The sequence below is a fragment of the Pseudomonas sp. NPDC089530 genome, assembly GCF_050280705.1.
Taxonomy (GTDB): Bacteria; Pseudomonadota; Gammaproteobacteria; order Pseudomonadales; family Pseudomonadaceae; genus Aquipseudomonas.
This window is the reverse complement of record NZ_JBNNVU010000013.1, coordinates 60,641-81,903: the sequence shown is the minus strand read 5'-3', so window position 1 is coordinate 81,903 and position 21,263 is coordinate 60,641. Positions and strand designations below refer to the sequence as shown.

At 64.8% G+C, this 21,263-nt stretch carries 20 protein-coding genes; 11 read left to right on the top strand and 9 right to left on the bottom strand.

Translation table 11 applies throughout. The annotated features are described in order from the left end of the window. Positions 1-13 precede the first annotated feature (13 nt). Positions 14-880 (bottom strand): transcriptional regulator HexR, encoded by an 867-nt coding sequence (gene hexR, locus ACQKQA_RS07985; protein ID WP_007962240.1) that lies wholly within the window; start codon positions 878-880, stop codon positions 14-16. Positions 881-1,024: 144 nt separating this feature from the next. Further along, positions 1,025-3,889, bottom strand: a complete 2,865-nt coding sequence (locus ACQKQA_RS07980; RefSeq protein ID WP_427555248.1) for a putative bifunctional diguanylate cyclase/phosphodiesterase — start codon at positions 3,887-3,889, stop codon at positions 1,025-1,027. Positions 3,890-4,135: 246 nt separating this feature from the next. On the opposite strand from ACQKQA_RS07980, the gene uvrD reads away from it, so the two are divergent. The 4 genes from uvrD (at position 4,136) to ACQKQA_RS07960 (ending at position 8,438) form a co-directional block, all read left to right on the top strand. Then, complete coding sequence (gene uvrD / locus ACQKQA_RS07975; RefSeq protein ID WP_427555246.1) at positions 4,136-6,319, top strand: DNA helicase II; 2,184 nt, start codon at positions 4,136-4,138, stop codon at positions 6,317-6,319. 72 nt (positions 6,320-6,391) lie between these two features. Further along, positions 6,392-6,832: an EamA family transporter gene (locus tag ACQKQA_RS07970; RefSeq protein WP_427555244.1), complete on the top strand. Its 441-nt coding sequence runs from the start codon at positions 6,392-6,394 to the stop codon at positions 6,830-6,832. A gap of 180 nt (positions 6,833-7,012) precedes the next feature. After that, a complete protein-coding gene (locus ACQKQA_RS07965; RefSeq protein ID WP_427555242.1) occupies positions 7,013-7,891 on the top strand; it encodes a Tim44 domain-containing protein in 879 nt (292 codons plus the stop codon). A gap of 139 nt (positions 7,892-8,030) precedes the next feature. After that, positions 8,031-8,438 carry an SMI1/KNR4 family protein gene (locus tag ACQKQA_RS07960; RefSeq protein WP_007927598.1) on the top strand — a complete coding sequence of 136 codons (408 nt, stop codon included), beginning with the start codon at positions 8,031-8,033 and terminating at the stop codon, positions 8,436-8,438. Between the two features lie 123 nt (positions 8,439-8,561). Here the strand turns inward: ACQKQA_RS07960 and ACQKQA_RS07955 are convergent, their stop codons facing one another. Further along, positions 8,562-10,325, bottom strand: a complete 1,764-nt coding sequence (locus ACQKQA_RS07955) for a cation:proton antiporter (RefSeq protein ID WP_427555240.1) — start codon at positions 10,323-10,325, stop codon at positions 8,562-8,564. A 261-nt stretch (positions 10,326-10,586) separates the two neighbouring features. Here ACQKQA_RS07955 and ACQKQA_RS07950 point away from each other — a divergent pair, with 261 nt between their 5' ends. After that, positions 10,587-11,069 carry an acyl-CoA thioesterase gene (locus ACQKQA_RS07950; RefSeq protein WP_427555238.1) on the top strand — a complete coding sequence of 161 codons (483 nt, stop codon included), beginning with the start codon at positions 10,587-10,589 and terminating at the stop codon, positions 11,067-11,069. An 84-nt stretch (positions 11,070-11,153) separates the two neighbouring features. On the opposite strand, the gene pdxY is transcribed toward ACQKQA_RS07950, so the two are convergent. Next, positions 11,154-12,026 (bottom strand): pyridoxal kinase PdxY, encoded by an 873-nt coding sequence (gene pdxY / locus ACQKQA_RS07945; protein WP_427555236.1) that lies wholly within the window; start codon positions 12,024-12,026, stop codon positions 11,154-11,156. A 116-nt stretch (positions 12,027-12,142) separates the two neighbouring features. Here pdxY and ACQKQA_RS07940 point away from each other — a divergent pair, with 116 nt between their 5' ends. Next, entirely contained in the window at positions 12,143-12,541 is a 399-nt protein-coding gene (locus tag ACQKQA_RS07940) for a DUF3301 domain-containing protein (RefSeq protein WP_427555234.1), read from the top strand. Between the two features lie 115 nt (positions 12,542-12,656). Here ACQKQA_RS07940 and ACQKQA_RS07935 read toward each other — a convergent pair whose 3' ends face one another. The 4 genes from ACQKQA_RS07935 to dksA all read right to left on the bottom strand — a co-directional run bounded on the left by ACQKQA_RS07935 (position 12,657) and on the right by dksA (position 16,041). After that, positions 12,657-13,622, bottom strand: coding sequence for a CobW family GTP-binding protein (locus tag ACQKQA_RS07935; RefSeq protein WP_427555232.1), 966 nt, complete (start codon positions 13,620-13,622; stop codon positions 12,657-12,659). Positions 13,623-13,695: 73 nt separating this feature from the next. Then, complete coding sequence (locus ACQKQA_RS07930; protein ID WP_427555286.1) at positions 13,696-14,316, bottom strand: DUF1826 domain-containing protein; 621 nt, start codon at positions 14,314-14,316, stop codon at positions 13,696-13,698. Between the two features lie 77 nt (positions 14,317-14,393). Next, a complete protein-coding gene (gene zigA, locus ACQKQA_RS07925) occupies positions 14,394-15,602 on the bottom strand; it encodes a zinc metallochaperone GTPase ZigA (RefSeq protein WP_427555230.1) in 1,209 nt (402 codons plus the stop codon). Positions 15,603-15,636: 34 nt separating this feature from the next. Continuing rightward, positions 15,637-16,041 (bottom strand): RNA polymerase-binding protein DksA, encoded by a 405-nt coding sequence (gene dksA, locus ACQKQA_RS07920; protein ID WP_427555284.1) that lies wholly within the window; start codon positions 16,039-16,041, stop codon positions 15,637-15,639. Positions 16,042-16,175: 134 nt separating this feature from the next. On the opposite strand from dksA, the gene ACQKQA_RS07915 reads away from it, so the two are divergent. Beyond that, complete coding sequence (locus ACQKQA_RS07915) at positions 16,176-16,556, top strand: glutamine synthetase (RefSeq protein ID WP_427555228.1); 381 nt, start codon at positions 16,176-16,178, stop codon at positions 16,554-16,556. A 90-nt stretch (positions 16,557-16,646) separates the two neighbouring features. Here the strand turns inward: ACQKQA_RS07915 and ACQKQA_RS07910 are convergent, their stop codons facing one another. Further along, the gene (locus tag ACQKQA_RS07910) at positions 16,647-17,867 is read right to left on the bottom strand and encodes an N-acetylmuramoyl-L-alanine amidase (RefSeq protein ID WP_427555226.1); all 1,221 of its coding nucleotides are present in this window, start codon (positions 17,865-17,867) and stop codon (positions 16,647-16,649) included. Positions 17,868-17,994: 127 nt separating this feature from the next. Between ACQKQA_RS07910 and folE2 the strand changes: the two genes are divergently transcribed. Genes folE2 through ACQKQA_RS07890 form a run of 4 tightly spaced genes read left to right on the top strand, consistent with a single transcriptional unit; the run spans position 17,995 to position 21,243 of the window. Further along, positions 17,995-18,891, top strand: coding sequence for a GTP cyclohydrolase FolE2 (gene folE2, locus ACQKQA_RS07905; protein WP_427555224.1), 897 nt, complete (start codon positions 17,995-17,997; stop codon positions 18,889-18,891). A gap of 17 nt (positions 18,892-18,908) precedes the next feature. After that, the gene (gene hisI, locus ACQKQA_RS07900; protein WP_427555222.1) at positions 18,909-19,346 is read left to right on the top strand and encodes a phosphoribosyl-AMP cyclohydrolase; all 438 of its coding nucleotides are present in this window, start codon (positions 18,909-18,911) and stop codon (positions 19,344-19,346) included. Next, positions 19,343-19,903, top strand: a complete 561-nt coding sequence (locus tag ACQKQA_RS07895) for a carbonate dehydratase (RefSeq protein WP_427555220.1) — start codon at positions 19,343-19,345, stop codon at positions 19,901-19,903. The genes hisI and ACQKQA_RS07895 overlap by 4 nt, the downstream gene beginning before the upstream one ends. Positions 19,904-19,905: 2 nt before the next feature. Then, positions 19,906-21,243 (top strand): dihydroorotase, encoded by a 1,338-nt coding sequence (locus tag ACQKQA_RS07890; RefSeq protein ID WP_427555218.1) that lies wholly within the window; start codon positions 19,906-19,908, stop codon positions 21,241-21,243. Positions 21,244-21,263 lie beyond the last annotated feature (20 nt).

Below are 21,263 nucleotides of genomic sequence, written 5' to 3'. Positions count from 1 at the left end.
CTTGCGATCGCACTCAGTCGTCGAGGGCCTTCACAGCCTTGGGCGACAGCCGCAGGCTGCGCAAGCTGCGCTTCACGCTCTTGAGGTGGTTGACCAGGCTCGGACCGCGGGCCATGGCCACGCCCATCGCCAGCACGTCGATCACCACCAGGTGGGCGATACGCGAGGTCAGCGGGGTGTAGATCTCGGTGTCTTCGTGCACGTCGATGGCCAGGTTGACGGTCGACAGCTCGGCCAACGGCGTCTGGCTCGGGCACAGGGTGATCAGCGAGGCGCCGCTTTCACGCACCAGGTTGGCGGTGATCAGTAGGTCCTTGGAACGCCCGGACTGGGAAATGCAGATCGCCACGTCGGTGGGCTTGAGGGTCACCGCCGACATCGCCTGCATGTGCGGGTCGGAATAGGCTGCTGCGGTCAGCAGCAGGCGGAAGAACTTGTGCTGGGCATCCGCCGCTACCGCGCCCGACGCCCCGAAACCGTAGAACTCCACGCGCTGGGCCTGGGACATGAGGGTCACGGCCCGCTGCAGCTCCACCGGATCGAGCTTCTCGCGAACCTCCATCAGGGTGTGCAGGGTGGTGTCGAAGATTTTCAGGCTGTAGTCGGCGACCGAGTCGTCTTCATGGATCGCGAACTGGCCGAAGCTGGCCCCGGCGGCCAGGCTCTGCGCCAGCTTGAGTTTCAGGTCCTGGAACCCCGAGCAACCGATGGCGCGGCAGAAGCGCACGATGGTCGGCTCGCTGATACCCACGCTGTGGGCCAGGTCGGCCATGGAGCTGTGCATCACCGCCGCAGGATCGAGCAGCACATGATCGGCGACCTTGAGTTCCGACTTGCGCAAGAGATGGCGTGATTGGGCGATGTGCTGCAACAGGTTCAAAGGGCTGGACTCATTGTTATGGGGCAGACGCCCAAGGATGTAGCAATCTTGTAGTTATACTACATGAATTCGCTTTTTGCCTGCTCAATGCGTAACTGAATCACCTTCGCACCCCACAGTTTCAGCCTTGCGGGTGCTTTGTAGCTAGGGGGCCTCGGCCCTCAGGAGCGCCGCCAGGCCCTCGGCTTCCACCGGCCGGCTGATCAGATAGCCCTGCACCTCATCGCACTTCTGCGCCTTGAGAAAGGCCAACTGCCCCGGATGCTCCACCCCTTCGGCCACCACTTTCAGCGACAACCCATGGGCCATGGCGATGATCGCCCGGGTGATCGCAGCGTCGGCGCCACCGTCGCTCAGGCCGCGGATGAACGCCTGGTCGATCTTCACGTAGTCCACCGGAATGCGCTTGAGGTAGCTCAGCGAGGAATAGCCGGTGCCGAAATCGTCGATGGCCAGCTTCACCCCCAGGTCGCGCAACTGGCGGAAGGTGGAAATGATGTGCTCGACGCTGTCGAGCAGGTGGCTTTCGGTCAGTTCCAGCTCGAGGAATTGCGGCGCCAGCCCGGTCTCTTCCAGCACGCTGCGCACCAGGCTGACCAGCTTGCCCTGGCGCAGCTGATGCACCGACAGGTTCACCGACACCCGAATCGCCGGCAGCCCCTGGCGCTGCCACTCGCAGGCTTGCCAGCAGGCCTGGCGCAAGACGAATTCGCCGATCGGGCCGATCAGCCCGGTCTCCTCCGCCAGGCCGATAAAGTCCCCCGGGGGCACCCGCCCCATGCCGGGATGATCCCAGCGCACCAGGGCCTCGGCGGCATTGAGACGGCCGGTGGCGAGGCACAGTTTCGGCTGGTAGAACACCTTCAGTTGCCGCTCTTCGATGGCCTTGCGCAACTGGTTCTCCAGCTGCAGGCGCTCCAGGGTGCTGGCCTGCAGGCTCGCGGTGTAGAACTGGAAGTTGTTACCGCCCAGATGCTTGGCGTGTTGCATGGCGATGTTCGCCTGGCTGATCAGCGCGGGTATTTCCCGGGCGCTGTCGGGCAGCATGCTGATCCCCATGGAGGCACTGACCACCAGTTCGTGCCCCTCCACGATGATCGGCAGGCGCAGCTTCGCCGACAGCCGGGTAGCCACCCGGGTCAGGCTCGACAGGCTGCCGTAGGCGTCGAACAGGACGGCGAATTCGTCGCTGGACAGACGGGCGATGGTGTCGGCTTCCGGCAGCGCGTTGACCAGCCGCCGGGCCATTTTCTGCAAGAGCTGGTCGGCGACATCATGGCCCAGGCTGTCGTTGAGCAGCTTGAAACGGTCCAGGTTGATATGCACCAGAGCCAGGCTGCGGCCGCCCTGGCGCACACGCTGATGGGCGTCGCGCAGCCGTTCGCGGAACAGCGAACGGTTGGCCAGGCCGGTGAGTTCGTCGTAGTGGGTCAGGTAGCGCATGCGCTCTTCGGATTCGCGCCGCGCCGACAGATCGGCGAAGAAACCCACAATATGACTGATGTTTCCCCGGGTATCGCGCACCACGTTCAGTTGCAGCCATTGCGGGTACAGCTCGCCGTTCTTGCGCGCTTCCACCAGCTCGCCCTGCCAACTGCCGTGTTCTTCGAGGGCCTGGTGAATCACCGGATAATGCCGTCGCGCGTCGCGGCTACCCGGCAGTTCGACCACATTGCGCCCCAGCATGTCCTCGACCTGGTAGCCGGTGACCCGGCAGAACGCCTGATTGACCGCCAGCAGCACGTAATCGGGATCGAGGATCACGATGCCTTCGCTGGCCGCCTCGAACACCATCGCCGCCAGGCGCCGTTGCTCTTCCTGTTCCTTGCTGGCGCTGATGTCGCGCCGGGTGCCGACCATGCGCAACACCCGCCCACCGGCGCCCCGCTCCACCGCACGCCCGCGGTCCTCGATCCACACCCAGTGGCCATCGCCATGGCGCACGCGGTACTCCACCAGGTAATCCTCGGTGCGCCCCTTCAGGTGCTCCACCAGCGCGCGCTTGAGCAGCGGCAGGTCCTCGGGATGCAGCAGCGGCTTGAGATGGCTGAGCATCCCCCGCACGGACTCCGGCTCCAGGCCGAACAGCTCCTTGATCTGGCTGTGATGGACTTCGTCGGTCTGCAGGTTCCAGTCCCACAGCCCCAGCTGGCTGGCCTTCAAGGCCAGCGCCAGGCGCGCCTCGCTCTTGCGCAACGCCTGGTTGGCCGCATCCAGCTCGAGGCTGCGCTGGGCCACCCGGCTTTCCAGGCCGACCTGGGCTTCGCGCAGCTCCTCCTCGGCCCGGCGGCGCTGCTCGACTTCCCGCAGCAGCTCGCTGTTGAGCTGCTCGCTGCGGCTCTGCGCCTGCTGCAGGTGCTCGATCAGCGCCTGATTCTGGAAACGCCGCAGCAGGCCGGTCTGGATCAGCCGGTTGACCTGCCAGGCCACCACGCTCAGCGACACCAGCAGGATCAATCCCAGCCAGCCCCAGCCTCGCTGCTGCTCGTCGCCACCCCAGAACAGGTAGCCGATCGCTGGCAGCAGGCAGGGCAAGGTAAAGGACAGGAAGGCCGGCAGGCTGACCGCGTAGGCCACGCTGGCCGAGAGGATCGCCGCGCCGATCAGGCCGAAGACCCAGGCCTGCTGCAGGAAGTTGTCGGTGGGCATCAGGGCGATGCCGGCGCCGGCCAGGGTCAGGCCGCTGACGGCGGAGCCGAGCAGGAACATGCGGCGCCAGACCGGCTGCGCCTGGCGGCTGGGAATCGCCGAGTCGAACGCCGCCACCTGGATCACCCGCAGGGCGACCAGGGCCAGCAACCAGACCATCCACACGCTGACCAGCCAGTAACGTTCGGGGCTCCACAGCAGCCAGGCGCAGACCAGGCCGTTGAGCAGCATGAACAGGGTGGGCAGCAGGGAGCCCTGGTAAAGCAGGCGCGTGCGTTCTACCGCCATCTCCATGGCGTATTGCTTGCGAACCACCCGAGGCTCCACTGAGGGTCCGGACGGGCCAGTGCTGAGTGTCATAGGCAGTGTTCTTATAATGATCGAGCCTGAAACGTCGCCGGAGCATACACAAGCAACCGCCCGGACCAAACTGTCCGAAATCATAAAATCGACAAATCCGCCCAACCGCCGATCCATGCGAAATTCCTCCAGCCAAGCCCGGCCAACGGCTGCAGCCGATGACCGACCGGTCGTCCCCGACGTTGTTTTATCGGTTAAACCAAAGCTTGGTTTGCCCGGTGTGCGCCAGCCCCCTAGAATGCCCCGATGCGCGATGATCTCTCCCTTCTGCTGAACTCCCTCAACGATGCCCAACGCCAGGCCGTAGCCGCCTCCTTGGGCCGTCAGTTGGTCCTGGCCGGCGCCGGCTCCGGCAAAACCCGAGTGCTGGTGCACCGTATCGCCTGGTTGATCCAGGTCGAGAACGCTTCGCCCCATTCGATCCTGTCGGTGACCTTCACCAACAAGGCCGCTGCCGAGATGCGCCAGCGCATCGAGCAGTTGATGGGCATCAACCCGGCCGGCATGTGGGTCGGCACCTTCCACGGCCTGGCGCACCGCCTGCTGCGGGCACACTGGCAAGAGGCCGGCCTGAGCCAGACCTTCCAGATCCTCGACAGCGACGACCAGCAACGCCTGGTCAAGCGGGTGATCCGCGACCTCGGCCTGGACGAGCAACGCTGGCCAGCCCGGCAGGCCCAGTGGTTCATCAACGGGCAGAAGGACGAAGGGCTGCGCCCGCAACATATCCAGGCCAGCGGCGACCTGTTCCTGGCCACCATGCGCGGCATCTACGAAGCCTACGAGGCCGCCTGCCAGCGCGCCGGGGTCATCGACTTCTCCGAACTGCTGCTGCGCGCCCTGGACCTGTGGCGCGACCACCCGGGCCTGCTGGCGCACTACCAGAAGCGTTTCCGCCATGTGCTGGTGGACGAGTTCCAGGACACCAACGCCGTGCAGTACGCCTGGTTGCGCCTCTTGGCCAAGGGCGGCGACAGCCTGATGGTGGTAGGCGACGACGACCAGTCGATCTACGGCTGGCGCGGGGCGAAGATCGAGAACATCCATCAGTATTCCGCGGACTTCCCCGACACCGAAGTGATCCGCCTGGAGCAGAACTACCGCTCCACCGCCGGCATCCTCAAGGCCGCCAACGCCCTGATCGCCAACAACACCGGGCGCCTGGGCAAGGAGCTGTGGACCGACGGTGGCGAAGGCGAGGCGATCAACCTGTACGCCGCCTTCAACGAGCACGATGAAGCGCGCTACGTGGTGGAAACCATCGAAAGCGCCCTGAAAACCGGCCTGGCCCGCAGCGATATCGCCATCCTGTATCGCTCCAACGCCCAGTCGCGGGTGCTGGAAGAGGCCCTGCTGCGCGAGCGCATTCCGTATCGCATCTATGGCGGCCAGCGCTTCTTCGAGCGCGCCGAGATCAAGAACGCCATGGCCTACCTGCGCCTGCTGGAGGGTCGCGGCAACGATGCGGCCCTGGAGCGGGTGATCAACGTGCCGACCCGCGGCATCGGCGAAAAGACCGTCGAAGCGATTCGCGAACACGCACGCCACAGCCATGTGTCGATGTGGGAAGCGATGCGCCAGCTGGTGGCCAACAAAGGCGTGACCGGGCGTGCCGCTGGCGCCCTGGGCGCCTTTATGGAACTGATCGAACACCTCGCCACCGTGACCGCCGAGATGCCGCTGCACCTGATGACCCAGACGGTCATCGAGCAGTCCGGGCTGATCGCCTACCACGAAGCGGAAAAAGGCGAGAAAGGCCAGGCGCGGGTCGAAAACCTTGAGGAACTGGTCAGCGCCGCGCGCAACTTCGAGCACACCGAGGAAGACCAGGAGCTGACGCCGCTGGCGGCCTTCCTCGGCCACGCCTCGCTGGAAGCCGGCGACACCCAGGCCGACGAGCACGAAGACAGCATCCAGCTGATGACCCTGCACAGCGCCAAGGGCCTGGAATTCCCTTACGTGTTCCTGGTGGGCATGGAAGAAGGCCTGTTCCCGCACAAGATGAGCCTGGAAGAACCCGGCCGCCTTGAAGAAGAACGGCGCCTGGCCTACGTCGGCATCACCCGGGCGATGCAGAACCTGGTGATGACCTACGCCGAAACCCGACGCCTGTACGGGAGCGAGACCTACAACAAGGTGTCGCGTTTCGTACGGGAAGTCCCGAAAGGGCTGATCCAGGAAGTGCGCCTGTCCAACAGCGTCAGCCGTCCGTTCGGCGGTGGCCAATCGCAGAGCACCAGCAGCCTGTTCGGCGGCAGCGAAATCCCGGACACCGGCCTGACCCTCGGCCAGGCGGTGCGCCACTCGGTATTCGGCGACGGCGTGATCCTCAACTTCGAGGGCGCCGGCGCCCAGGCCCGGGTCCAGGTGAACTTCAGCGAAGGCAGCAAGTGGCTGATGCTCGGCTACGCCAAGCTCGAAGCCATCTGATAAAGGCGGGAGCGGCCGGTCGACGGCTCGCTCCCGCGGTTGGACCATTCCCGCATCTAAGAGGCAACGCACATGGGCTCGGGCTTCTTTTCCTCCTGGACCTTCTGGGCCCTGCTGTCGGCGGCGTTCGCCGCCCTGACCGCGATTTTCGCCAAGATCGGCATCGAAAACCTCAACTCCGACTTCGCCACCCTGCTGCGCACCCTAGTAGTGCTGTTCAGCCTGGCCTTGATTTTGTACGCCACGGGCCAATATCAGTCCCTGGGTTCGATTTCGCCCAGGAGCTACCTGTTCCTGGTGCTGTCCGGGCTGGCCACCGGGGCGTCGTGGATCTGCTACTTCCGCGCGCTGAAAGTCGGGCCGGCATCCTTGGTAGCACCGGTGGACAAGCTCAGCGTGGTGTTCGTCGCCGTGCTGGGGGTGTTGCTCCTGGGCGAGAAACTCGACCTGCGGCAATGGAGCGGAATCGGCCTGATCGGTGCCGGCGTGGTCCTGCTGGCCCTGAAACGCTGAAGCAATTTGGCGCCCAATCCTGGCCTGCAACCCATGGACAAACCCGTACCGGGCCCACTGGCCTCGACCGAAGCTGAACCCTAGCTGTCAGGCAAAAGCCCGAAACACTCTGCCGCTAGCCAGTGTCACTTCACGTGTGCAACATGGCGCGCGTGCCATCCACAAATGGGAATTCCCTTTATGAAACGTTTTCTTAGCATCGCCATGGCGTTGTGCATCGGCCTGACGATGAGCCTCGACGCCAACGCCAAGCGCTTTGGTGGCGGCAAAAGCGCCGGCGCTGCCCCGACCCACCAGACCAGCCAGATGGCTCCGTCTTCTTCCGGCATGGGCCCTGCCGCCGCGACCGCAGGCGCGGCCGGTGCTGCGGGCGCTGCCGCCAAGGCTGGCGGCGCTTCGCGCTGGCTCGGCCCGCTGGCCGGTATCGCCGCAGGCGGCCTGCTGGCCTCCATGTTCATGGGCGACGGCTTCCAGGGCATGCAGATCTTCGACATCCTGATCATGGCGGTCATCGCCTTCCTGGTCTTCCGGTTCATCGCCGCCCGTCGTCGCAAGCAGCAGGAGCAGTACGCTCCGGCCGGCCACGCGCCGATGCAGCGCGAAGCCTTCGAGCCAAAACCGGCCCAGGGTTCGATCTTCGGCGGTTCCGCCGCACCTGCCGCGGCGGCCCGCCCGGTGATCAACGCCCCGGCCTGGTTCAACGAACAGCGCTTCGTCGAAGCCGCGCGCAACCACTTCCAGTCCCTGCAGCAACACTGGGACGCCAACGAAATGGACAAGATCGCCGAGTTCGTGACCCCACAGATGCTGCAGTTCCTGAAACAGGAACGTGCCGACCTGGGCGACGGCTTCCAGTCGACCTACATCGACAACCTGGATGTGCGCCTTGAAGGCGTCGACGACCGCGCCGACAAGACCATCGCCACCCTGACCTTCAGCGGCGTGTCGAAGACCTCGCGTTTCGACCAGGGCGAAGTGTTCAGCGAAAGCTGGAACATGGAACGCGCCCAGGGCGAAAACCAGCCGTGGCTGGTTGCAGGTATCCGCCAGAACGGCTGATTCGCTGCAGTGTCATATCGGTAATCGCAAAACCCCGGCCCAGGCCGGGGTTTTGCATTTCACGATTGCACTTATAGCGAGCTACTGTATAAACCGCCGTCTATTTAAACCGCGCCATAGAGCTAAGAGGACCCAGGCCGTGGAAGAAGTCATCGAGCAACTCCGTGAGGCAAACGAACCGGTACCCGTTCCCCTGGAACTGCCGGACGAAGACCTGCTGGTGGAAATCGAAGAACAACTGTTCATCAATATCCCGTTCGTCTTCAAAGAGTTCCTGTTGACCGTGAGCGATGTCGTCTACGGCAGCCTGGAGCCGGTCACCGTGACCGACCCGCAATCCCACACCTACCTGCCGGAAGTGGCTGCCACCGCCTGGGACATGGGCGTACCGCGGGAACTGATCCCGATCTGCCAGGACGGTGACGACTACTACTGCGTCGAAGAAGACGGCACCGTGGTCCTGTGGTCCGGCGAAGAAGAGTTGATCACCGAAGAGTCCTGGGAGTCGGTGTGGCACTGGGCGCGGGACGTCTGGCTGGAAAGCTGATCGGCTGGCCCGGTTCCGCCCCGCTGGCGCAGGCGCAAGGATCGACTGTCGCCAAGGGCGAAACCGCTACCCCGCCTCAGCCACAAAGGCGTGAGCCGGGGCCCGGCACGAATGACCGCCTGATCAGTGGCCGTTATCGTCCTTGTGGTTATCCAGGGTATCCAGCAAGGCCACCTGCATGCGGGTGTGCACCCGGATGAACCAGCGCCACAGCAGCGCGGCCACTGCCGCCGTGACCACCGCGATCAGCATCAGCAGTTCGGTGGTCGGCAGGATGCTCGAGGACAGCGCCGCCAGCAGCAGGAAAATCACCAGCAGCGACAGCACCGGAATCACTTCGGCGATCACCCGGCGCACGCGCTGGGTATGCCGCCCGGCCATTTCCGGCTTCACCCCCATCTCCGCCAATAGCATCGACAGGGCCTTGAGCTTGCGATAGGCGGCGATCAGGAACGGCAGCGACAGCAGCAGCGCCCCGCCCCAGATCAGCGCCTTCTGCCAGCTCGGGTCGCCGATCCAGTCCTGCAGGTAGTCGCCGATGCGGGCCGCGAAATAACCGCCGGCGAAGAAGATCGCCACCACCAGCGCCAGATTGACCCCGACCTGCAGCAGGATCCGCCGGATCATCGACGCCAGCAGCGCGCCCTCGCCCTGCGGCTGGATGCTGCGCAGCCATTCGCCGTACAGGCCCAGCACCCGGCTCAGGCGCGTCGGCAGCACGGCGGCGAGCTTCAGCGACAGCGGGTCGGCGGCGCGGATCAGGTACGGCGTGAGCAACGTGGTAATGACCGACACCGCGACCGCCACCGGGTACAGGAAGTTGCTGGTGACCTGCAGGGTCATGCCCAGCGCCGCGATGATGAAGGAGAACTCGCCGATCTGTGACAGGCCCATGCCGACCCGCAGCGAGGTCCGCCCGTCGTTGCCGGCGATAAAGGCGCCCAGGCCGCAGGACAGCATCTTGCCCAGCACCACCGCGACGGTGATCACCGCGATCGGCCAGGCGTATTGCAGAAGGATCTTCGGGTCGAGCATCAGGCCGATGGCGACGAAGAAGATGGCGCTGAACAAGTCGCGAACCGGTTCGATCAGGCGTTCTATTTTCAGTAACTGCCGCGACTCAGCCATGATCGCGCCAATCAGGAAGGCCCCAAGCACCATGCTGTACTCCAGCTTGACCACCAGCAGGCAGAAACCGAAACACAGCCCCAGCACGGTGATCAGCAGCATCTCGTTGCTGTCGAATCTGGCCACGTAGGCCAGCAGCCGCGGCACCAGCAAAATGCCGACGACCAGGGCGACGATCATGAACAGCGAGAGCTTGCCGACGGTGGAGAACACTTCCCCGGAGCTGACGGTGCCGCTGACGGCGATGCTCGAGAGCAAGGCGATGATGCCGATGCCGAGGATGTCTTCGACGATCAGCACGCCGAAGATCAGCTGGGCGAAGCGCTGGTTCTTCATCTTCAGGTCGTTGAGCGCCTTGACGATGATGGTGGTCGAGGAGATCGCCAGGATCGCGCCGAGGAACAGCGAGTCCATGGTGTTCCAGTCGAACCAGCGGCCGATTTCGTAGCCGATCCAGATCATCAGCACGATTTCCATGAACGCCGCGATAAAGGCCGTGGCCCCCACCCTGAACAGCTTGCGCAGGCTGAACTCCAGGCCCAGGCAGAACATCAGGAAGATCACCCCCAGCTCGGCCAGGGTCTTGATGGTGTCTTCGTCGTGGATCAGGCCGAACGGCGGGGTGTACGGGCCGATGATGAAGCCGGCGACGATATAGCCGAGCACCACCGGCTGCTTGAGGCGGTGAAAGAGGATGGTCACCACGCCCGCGACCAGCATGATCACTGCCAGGTCCTGAATAAAGCTGATGGCATGCATGGCGAGGGCTCCTTGGGTGCGGTTCTGGCGTGCGCCGCTGGCCGTGCAGGCTGCCGGACAGCGGGAAAGCCCGGGTGGACGGGCTTTTGCAGGGTAACATCGCGACTTGTGCCGCAAAGGCGGTGCAATATATGGAAACAGATAGGTCGCCGCGTGACGGCGACCGCGGGCACAGCGTCCCGTTATCGATGGTTTGAAACCCTGACCGAGCACCCGCAGAGGTGCGCCCTGCAATCCCTGCCTACAACCCGTGAGTGTGCTATGGAACCCGGAAACGCCCAGCTGTCGATGACGGTATTGATGACCCCTGACATGGCCAACTTCTCAGGCAATGTCCACGGCGGCACCCTGCTCAAGTACCTCGATGAAGTCGCCTACGCCTGCGCCAGCCGCTACGCCGGCCGTTATGTGGTGACCCTGTCGGTGGACCAGGTGATCTTCCGCGAGCCGATCCATGTCGGCGAACTGGTGACTTTCCTGGCGTCGGTCAACTACACCGGCAACACCTCGATGGAAGTCGGGATCAAGGTGGTCACCGAGAACATCCAGGAACGCTCGGTACGCCATACCAACAGCTGCTTCTTCACCATGGTCGCGGTGGACGACCAGCGCAAACCCGCCGCCGTGCCACCCCTGCAGCCGCAGACCAGCGAAGACAAGCGACGCTTCATGCAGGCCCAGCAACGCCGGCAGATCCGCCAGGAGCTGGAAAAGCGCTATCAGGAAATCAAGGCCGACGCCTGATCGTCCTGAGCTCCATCGCCAGCCAGCGCGTTCCCGCAGGAGCGCGCTGGTCCGCGATCCGGCCGCGAAAGCGGCCACCGCCCATCACAGGTCGATCGACACCGCCTCGAACCGCACCCGCGGATGGGTGATCCGGTCCTGGGCCCGCACCAGTTGCAGCTCGTAGCTGGCGCAAGCCTGGGTTTCCAGCAGTACCTCATGCACCGCCGCGGCGGTGAACTCGAACGCCGCCACCAGGCTGTCGCCCAGCAGCACCCGGGCCAGGAACAGGCCCGAAGTCAGGTCGCCCACCCCCACCGGCTGACGCGGGAACGCCAGCAGCGGACGACGCAGGTGCCAGCTGCCCTCGGCGGTCACCAGCAGCATTTCGAAACCGTCCGGCAGCTTGCCCGGGTAATCCAGGTGCTTGACCAGCACCGCCTTCGGCCCACGGGCCAGCAGCGCCCGGGCCATGGCCAGGCAATCGAACAGCGACTGCGGCTTGCGCCCGGCGAAGCTGTCCAGCTCCAGCTGGTTGGGGCAGAGGAAATCCGCCACGGCCGCCGCCTCTTCCAGCAGAAAATCGCTGACCTCCTGGGGCACGATGCAGCCCTTTTCCGGGTGCCCCATCACCGGGTCGCACAGGTACAGGGCCTTGGGGTTGATCGCCTTGATCCGCGCCACGCCGCTGAGGATCGCCCGGCCCTGGGCCGCGCTGCCCAGGTAGCCGGACAACACCGCATCGCAATTGCCCAGTTCGCCGATGGCGGCGATGCCTTCCACCAGTTCCGGAATCTGGTGGGGAGACAGCACTTCGCCCGCCCACTGGCCGTATTGCGTGTGGTTGGAGAACTGCACGGTATTGAGCGGCCAGACGTTCACCCCGACCCGCTGCATGGGGAATACCGCGGCGCTGTTGCCGGCGTGGCCGAAGACCACATGGGACTGGATCGCGAGCAGATGAGGCGTACGTTTCATTCGGGGCATTCCGTAAAACGATTGAAATTCGAGCCGCGCAGTATGCGACTAAACGCAACCTGTACGACAGACCGAAGACGCAGTTAAGCTGGTGCGACTTCGTTGGAGCGCACCCCATGTTGACCCTTGGAAATATTTTCGTGCTGATGCTGCTGGCGACCGGCGCCGCCTGGCTCTGGCACAACCACGGCTTGCGCGAACGCGCGCTGGAGCGGGTCAAGCAGCATTGCGCGCGGCTCGATATCGAGTTGCTGGACGGCAACGTGGCCTTGAAGCGCATCGGCTTCGCCAGGGACGCCAGTGGCCGTCGTCGCCTGGCCCGGGTCTACACCTTCGAATTCACCGTCACCGGCGAAACCCGTCACTCGGGGACCATCACCCAGTTCGGCGCCCACAGCGCGCAGATCGAGCTGGCGCCCTACCCGATCGAAACCCCTGCGCCGCCACCCGCGCCGCCCATACACAGCGCCGAGGTCATCGAACTGAGCCAGTGGCGGGAAGGACGCAGCAAATAGCCTTTCCTGCAGGAGCAGCCGGTCGACGCTCGATTGCTCGCGATAGCCGCGAAGCGGCGGTCTTTTCGTTACACCGCGTCAGCGTTGACGATCTTTTCGCGGGCAAGCCTCGCTCCTACAACTGGCAACAGGCGGCCAGGGATTGTTGCAGCACACTCACCTCTTGCGCCTCACGGAAGATCAGCTCGATCCGCGAATCCCGGCGCCATTCGCAGGGTTGCCAGTGCAGCGCCGCGTTATCCAGGGCATTGCCCGACACCCAGCCCTGCGCGCCATGGAGCACCAGCTTGGCCCGACGCCAATCGAGGCTCGACAGCCAAAACTCCACTTGCCCGATATCGAACACGCGGCTCGGGTGCCAGCGCCAGCCGATACTCCAGCCCCCTTCCTGAGCCTGGCTCAGGCAGATGGGTTGGGCCGGATCGCTCCAGATCGCCGGTAGCTGGGCCAAGCCCTGGGGTACTTCGAGAGCCGCGGCTGCGGCCCCCGCACGCACCTCCACCCCGGGCAGACGATCCAGCGGCAAGCTGCCGCGCGTGGTCCAGAACACCGGGCAATCCGGCAAGCGCTCGAGAATGGCCTGACGCTGCACCGCCTCCAGCCCTTCGTCCTTGTTCAGCAGCAACAGGCCGGCACTGGGCAGCGCTTCCTGCTGGGCCTGCGGCAGCGGTTTGCCCGCCGCCAGCGCCTGGGCATCGAGTACCAGCACGCTGGGTTGCACCGCCAGCACGCTGTGCCAGGGCGCCTCGCGCAATTGCTGGAGCAGTTGCGCCGGATGCCCCAGCCCGGACGGTTCGATAAACAGGCGATCGGGCCTGGCCTTGCGCAACAGCCGCCCCAGGCCCACCTGGAACGGCGTGCCGTTCACACAGCACAGGCAACCGCCGGCCACTTCGCCCAGGGCGATACCGTCCGCATCCCGGGTCAGCAGCGCCGCGTCCAGGCCGATCTGGCCGAATTCGTTGATCAGCACCGCCCAGCGTTCATTGGCCGGGCGCTGCGCCAGCAGGTGCTGGAGCAGGCTGGTCTTGCCCGCACCCAGGGGGCCGGCGATGACGTGGGTGGGGATGTTTTGCAGCATGGGTGTGAAGCGCTCGGAAAAGAGGTGATTGATCCTACGCGCTAACCGGCGACAGCGAAATTCCTGTAGCCCATCAGCCGAGCCAGTCCAGGGTGAGGATCAGGCGACGTTCGCCGGGGGCCGGTTGCGGTGAGCGGTGGATCAGGCCGAAGCCCTCGTTGCCCAGCCATTTCTCACCCTTGAACAAGGCCACTTCGCCGCTGGCGATCTGCTGGATCGCTGCCGTATCCCGGGGTTCGGCCTCGGCCTGGCCCAGCAGTTGGCGGTCCATCGCGCCTTCGTGCAGCCATTGGCTGCCGACCCCGGCATAGGTGGTGATCAGGCGCACCGGCACATGGTCGACATGAAAGCGCGGGCACATGGCGTTTTCCAGCGCCCGCAGGCGCAGGCCGACGCGCCTGGCCCCCAGCAGGCAGGCAAAGGCGCTGACCAGCCAGGCGATATCGGCGACAAACCCTTCGTAGCCCTGCAGGTCGCTGAAGCCGGAGGCCAGCCCACGCAGGTTCGGCTCGGCATCCTCCGGGTCGAGCTCCAGCGACAGCGACTCGGCCAAGGGCTCGTTCAACGACAGCAGCAAGGCGGAGAAATCGGCGATATGCGCCGGTAGCCGACGCTGCCACAGGGCCAAGTTGACCTCGTCGTCCAGCACCTCGGCAAGGACGATGGGGGCCGGGCCGCAAGCTTGGCGGCGCATCGATGTTTGCGGCGTGGGCTGCAAGGCTTTTTTCGCCAGCACGCTCGCGCCTGCACTGGGCAGCGGTCGGTAGTGCATCAGGCGGCGACCTCTTCATGCCAGGGGCCGAACGGGTCGTGCAGCAGGCGCCAACCCTCCACGCCCAGGGCCATTTCGTCGTCGCTCAGCAGGCAGGCGTCGAGTTCGGCGGTGAGCCGCGCGAAGTCGATGTTCTGGCCGATAAACACCAGCTCCTGGCGGCAATCGCCGGTGGCGGCGGTCCAGTTCTGCATGATCGCCGCGGTGTTTTCCGCATCCTGGGGCCAGTGCTGCTTCGGCACGAAACGCCACCAGCGTCCGGCGAAGCCATGGCGCATCAGGCCACCTGCCTGGGACCAGCTGCCCGCCTCCTGATGCTTGCTCGCCAGCCAGAAGAAGCCCTTGGAGCGCAGCAGTTTGCCGTTGCCCCAGGGGCGGTTGATGAAGTCGAAAAAGCGCTGCGGATGGAACGGCCGCCGTGCCCGATAGGCCGTGGAGGCAATGCCGTATTCCTCGGTTTCCGGCACGTGTTCGCCACGCAGCTCCTGCAGCCAGCCTGGAGCCTGAGAGGCCCGTTCGAAATCGAAACGGCCGGTGTTGAGGATCTTCGTCAGCGGCACCTCACCCATCACCATGGGGATGATTTGTGCCTGGGCATTGAGCCGTTCGAGGATGGCGATCAGCTCCTGGCGCTGGTCGCTGCCGATCAGGTCGATCTTGCTGATCAGGATCACGTCGGCGAATTCGACCTGTTCGATCAAAAGGTCGGTGATCGAGCGTTCGTCCTCTTCGCCCAGGGTTTCGCCGCGGGACGCCAGGCTTTCCGCAGCCTGGTAGTCGAGCAGGAAATTCATGCCGTCCACCACCGTGACCATGGTGTCCAGGCGCGCGATGTCGGCCAGGCTCTGCCCCGTTTCATCGCGGAAGGTGAAGGTTTCGGCCACCGGCAGCGGCTCGGAGATGCCGGTGGACTCGATCAGCAGGTAGTCGAAGCGCCCGTCCCTGGCCAGTTTGCCGACCTCCTCCAGCAGGTCTTCGCGCAGGGTGCAGCAGATGCAGCCATTGCTCATTTCCACCAGTTTTTCTTCGGCGCGGTTGAGACTGACATCGCGTTGCACTTCGCTGCCATCGATGTTGATTTCGCTCATATCGTTGACGATCACCGCCACTCGCAGATTTTCGCGGTTGCGCAGGACGTAGTTGAGTAGCGTGCTTTTACCGGCGCCGAGAAAGCCGGACAGCACGGTAACGGGGAGACGGTCGGTCATGGGTGGGTCCTCATCGGGGGGCTGGGGGGCTGGCTCAGATCGCCCGTTGATGGCGTTCGCGCAGCTCTTGGCGTTCCTTGGCTTCGATGCACAGGGTGGCGGTGGGCCGCAGCAGCAGGCGCTTGAGGCCGATGGCCTCGCCGGTTTCGCGGCACCAGCCGTACTCGCCGCGGGCCAGGCGTTCGAGGGCTTCGTCGATCTTGTCCAGCAGCTTCTTTTCCCGCTCCAAGAGGCGCAGTTGCCACTGGCGCTGCTCTTCGGCACTGCCGATATCGGCGGGGTCGCTGTGGGGCTCCTGCTCGCGCAACACCTCGAACTCACCGTCGATACGCGCTTGCAGCTCGACGCGCTGGGCCAGCAGCAACTCGCGGAAAAAGGCCTGCTGGACGTCGTTCATGTAGTCCGCCTCGGGCTGGGCGAGCAGTTGCGCTTCGGTCATGGGGAATCGAGTCATGGTGGGTCATGGGTCAGGCTTTATTTTATGTTATATTATAACAACACAGATAAGCCAACCCTCTCTTGCCGCCCGCGACGAAGGGCGGCAAGCTTGAGCCTCTCCCGCCGAGAAACCCCATGCGCAATGCCCTGAAATACCTGCTGCTGAGCCTTTTGCTGCTGGTTGCGGAGGCCGCCACGGCGCAAATGCCCAGCACCCTCGCCACCTGCACCCGCAGCGCCAACCTGCTGGCCTGCGTGGATGCCGAGGGCAATGCCTACAGCGTTGCGACCCTAGGCAACACCCTCTATCTGCGGGGGTTCGAGGTGGCCGGCAAACGCTATTGGGCGCAAACCAACAGCCGCTACGGACAACTGACCTTCTTCACCGGCCTGGCCTCCGACGGCGAAGCCTGGGTCGGCTACAACCAGCGCATCGGCTGGACCACCCGCAACCGCTTTTCCAGCTCCGGCGGCAGCAGCGCCCAGTTCACCTGCAGCCGGATCACGGGTTGTTAAACCGCGTATTTCGTAGGAGCAAGCGGCAGGCCAGATACACCGCGGCGCCTTCATCGCACGCAAGCTGTGCTCCTACAAAAACGGGTGTCATCAGACCTGCGCTTTTTTCTGCTCCTGCACCCAAGCCATGTAGCTGTTCACCGGCGGGTTCTTCTGGAAGTAGCTCTGCAAGCCCACGAACAATCCATCGGCAATCGCCTGCTGGTGCCGTGCGGTAACCAGGCGCTGGCTGTCGCGACTGTTGGAAATGAAGCCGGTTTCCACCAGGATCGAAGGCACGTCGGGGGACTTGAGCACCGCGAAACCGGCCTGCTCCACGCGCTTCTGATGCAAGGTGGTGATGCCCGCCAGGCTACCCAGAACCGTGCTGCCCAACTGCAGGCTGGCGGCGATGGTGGCGTTCATCGACATGTCCAGAATCACGCCGGCGAGCATCGGGTCCTTGTCTTTCAGATTGAGCAGGCTGGTGGCACCCAGCAGGTCGACGCCGTTCTCCCGCTGTGCCATGAAGCGCGCCGTGGCCGAAGTGGCGCCGCCTTCGGACAGTGCATACACCGAGGCCCCGGACGCCGTCAGGCGCGGCGCCGCGTCGGCGTGCACCGAGATAAACATATCGGCCTTGTGCTGGCGGGCGATCTCCACCCGCTTGCGCAGCGGCACGAAGAAATCGTCGTTGCGCACCAGCTTCACGGCGAACCCCTTCTCACGCTTCAGCCGCCGAGCCAGCAACTGGGCAATCGCCAGCACCACATCCTTCTCCCGCTCGCCACGGGCGCCCACCGCCCCCGGGTCCTTGCCGCCGTGACCGGGGTCGACCACGACCATGATGTCGCGCTTGGGGTGCGCCTTATCCGCCGGGGTTTCACGCGGCGCGGCGGGGGCGCTGGCCGCCGCGGTCTGCTGCGGGGCGCGAACCGCGTTGCTCAAATCGAGCACCAGGCGGTGGCCCTGACCGTCCTGGGGCGGCAGCAGAAAACTGTCGAGGCGCACCGGTTCGGCCAGGTCGAGGACGATCCGCGTATCGCCCTGGCCGAAGGGCCCGGAACGGATCCCGCGAATCGGCGTGCCGTTCAGGGCCAGCTGGCTGAAATCGCCGCTGAGCTGGGCGCCGCTCAGGTCGACGATCAGTCGCTCCGGCGCACTCAGGGAAAAGGTCTTGTAGTGCACCGGGCCACTCAGATCGAGCACCAGGCGCAGCTTGTCGGCCGACTTCCATAGCCGCAGGTTGCGGATCTGGGTGGCGGACACCCCAAAAGGTAGAACCAGGGTCGCGCTGGCCAGCAGCAGGTTGAGCAATTGACGTCTGTGCATGACTGACACCGCAGGTTGAGGAGTATCCCTACTCGATAAGGCGTGGTGAAAAAACGTTCAGGAAAGGGCTTCATCGATCGCATCGTTATAATATAACATTTGATCTTTTCCAACGACGGACCTGCTCATGAACGCGCTGACTCTGCCGGATATCGCCGCGCAGTCCGCACGCCAGGCCCTGCCCCTTGAGTGGGTGGGCATGTGCGGCATTGCCTTACCTGTGTTGTTTGATGGCCAGCGGATAGGCGCCACAGCGGATGCCGGGGTCAGCCTCGACGACGGCGAAGCCCGCGGCATTCATATGTCGCGCCTGTATCTGGCGCTGGAAATGCTCGAACAGGAAAACCTCACGCCGGCGTTGCTACGCCGTTTGCTGCAACGTTTTCTCGACAGTCACGACAGCCTGTCCAGCAGCGCCTACCTGCGGATTCATGCCGATCTGCTGCTGAAACGCCCGGCCTTGATCAGCCCCTTGGCTGGCTGGAAAACCTATCCGGTGAGCATCGAAGCGCGCCTGCAAAACGCAATGTTCCACGTGGAACTAAAAATCCAGGTGCCATATTCCTCCACCTGCCCTTGCTCCGCCGCGCTGTCCCGACAGCTGATCCAGCAGCAATTCATCGAGGATTTCGCCAACCGCTCGCTGCAACACGAAGACATCCTGGCCTGGCTCGGCTCGCCGAAAGGCATAGTCGCCACGCCCCACAGCCAACGCAGCACAGCACAATTACAGCTGCGCCTGGACGACTTCCTCGACGAGCTGCCGCTGATCGCCGCGATCAACGACGCCGAAGCCGCCCTCGGCACCGCCGTGCAAACCGCGGTGAAACGTGCCGACGAACAAGCCTTCGCCCTGGCCAACGGGCAGAACCTGATGTTCTGCGAAGACGCCGCCCGCCGCCTGAACCTCGCCCTGCAACGCTCGCCCGGTATCCGCGCCTTCCAGGTGAGGGTGGTGCACGCCGAAAGCCTGCACGCCCACGACGCTGTGGCCGAAAGTCGTTGGAACTGGGAGGCCCCGTGACTCGCCCCGAGCACCCCATGCACCCACGCCCGCCCCTGTCGCTGCTCGACCTGGAAACCGCGCCCCTGGACAGTCGCTGGCCCCTCATCGGGGTACTCGATGCATTGCCATGGAACGCCGACGGCCTGATCGCCGCCATCGCCCAGCAGCACGACACCGGCGAGGTGCTGATGCTGGCCTGGATGAACCGCAAGGCGCTGGCCGAGACCCTGGCCAGCGGGCAGGTCTGCTACTGGTCGCGCTCGCGCCAACAACTGTGGCGCAAGGGCGAAAGCTCGGGACATCGCCAGCGCTTGCTCGAAGCGCGCCTGGATTGCGACGGCGACGCGGTCCTGCTGCTGGTGGATCAACAAGGCCCGGCCTGCCACACCGGGCGCCGCAACTGTTTCTACAACGCCATTCGCGACGGCGCGGTGCAGGTCATCAGCGAACCGGTCCAGGAGCTCACACCATGATTCGCAAGAACCCTTCCGGCGATCTGCCGGTCATCGCCGAGTCGGCCTACGTCGACAAGACCGCGATCATCTGCGGCAAGGTGGTGATCGGCGAGAACGTATTCGTCGGCCCCTACGCGGTGATCCGCGCCGACGAAGTCAACGAGCACGGCGCCATGGACCCGATCATCATCGGCGCCAATTCGAACATCCAGGACGGGGTGGTGATCCACTCCAAATCCGGCGCTGCAGTGACCATCGGCGAGTTCAGTTCCATCGCCCACCGCTCCATCGTCCATGGCCCGTGCAAGGTCGGCGACCGGGTGTTCATCGGCTTCAACAGCGTGCTGTTCAACTGCGCGGTCGGCGACGGCAGCGTGGTCCGCCACAACTCGGTGGTCGATGGCCGCGACCTGCCCCGGGACTTCTACGTCCCCTCCACTACCCGCATCGGGCCCAGTACCGACCTCGCGCAATTCCCGCCGGTCAGCGTCAGCGCCTCGGAGTTTTCCGAAGACGTGGCGCGCACCAATGTCGATCTGGTGCGGGGTTACAAAGCCCTGCAGAACGAGTTCTGAACATGGACAGCGTGCTGATTCGCAACGCCCGGCTGGTCAATGAAGGCCGTGAATTCGACGCCGACCTGCTGCTGGACCATGGGCGCATCGTAAAGATCGCCAGCAGCATCGAAGGCCAGACCGCCCGCACTGAAATCGATGCCGGGGGCCACTGGCTGCTGCCGGGGATGATCGACGACCAGGTGCACTTCCGCGATCCCGGCGCGCCGGAAAAAGGCAGCTTCCACAGCGAATCCCGCGCCGCCGTGGCGGGGGGCATCACCAGTTTCATGGACATGCCCAACACCCAGCCCGCGACCCTGACCCTGGCCGCGCTGGAGGACAAAAAGCGCCGCGCCGCGATCCACTCGGTGGCCAACTATGGTTTTCACTTCGGCGTCAGCCGCGACAACCTCGACACGGTCGCGGCCCTCGATCCCTGTCTGGTCGCCGGGGTCAAAGTGTTCATGGGCGCCTCCACCGGCAACATGCTGGTGGACGATCCGCAGGTGCTGGAGCGCCTGTTCGCCGAGGTGCCGACCCTGCTCCTGGCGCACTGCGAACACACGCCGAGCATCCTGGCCAACGAGCGACGCATGCAGGAGCGCTTCGGCGAAGCGATTCCCGCCGTGGCCCATTCCCTGATCCGCGATGCCGAAGCCTGCTATCGCTCCTCCTCCCTGGCCGTGGCGTTGGCCCGGCGCCACGGCACGCGCCTGCATGTCTTGCACCTGACCAGCGCCCGGGAGCTTGAACTGTTCGAAGACAAACCGCTGGCGCAAAAGACCATCACCGCCGAAGTCTGCCTGCACCATCTGCTGTTCGACGACCGTGACTACGCGCGCTTGGGGCACCTGATCAAATGCAACCCGGCGATCAAGACCCGCGCTGACCGCGATGCCCTGCGCCAGGCTCTGCTCGGCCAGCGCCTGGATGTAATCGGCAGCGACCATGCGCCCCATACCTGGGCGCAAAAACAGCAGCCCTACCGCCAGGCGCCTTCCGGCTTGCCGCTGGTGCAACACGCCCTGCCCGCCCTACTGGAACTGGTGGCCGACGGGGTGCTGCCCATCACCACCCTGGTGGAGAAAACCAGCCACCGGGTCGCCGACCTGTTCGCCATTCCCGACCGCGGTTACCTGCGCGAGGGCTATTGGGCCGACCTGGTGCTGATCAGGCCGGAGCCCGAGGGCCTCGCCGTGGACCGCCAGCCGATCCTCGCCCAGTGCGGCTGGACACCCTTCGCCGGCCGCCATTTGCGCCACAGCGTCGCCACCACCCTGGTGTCGGGGCAACTCGCCTGGCACGCCGGGCGCCTGTACGACAACTGCCAGGGCCTGCCCCTGCGCTTTACCCGCTGACTTCTTCTTTCTGAAACACC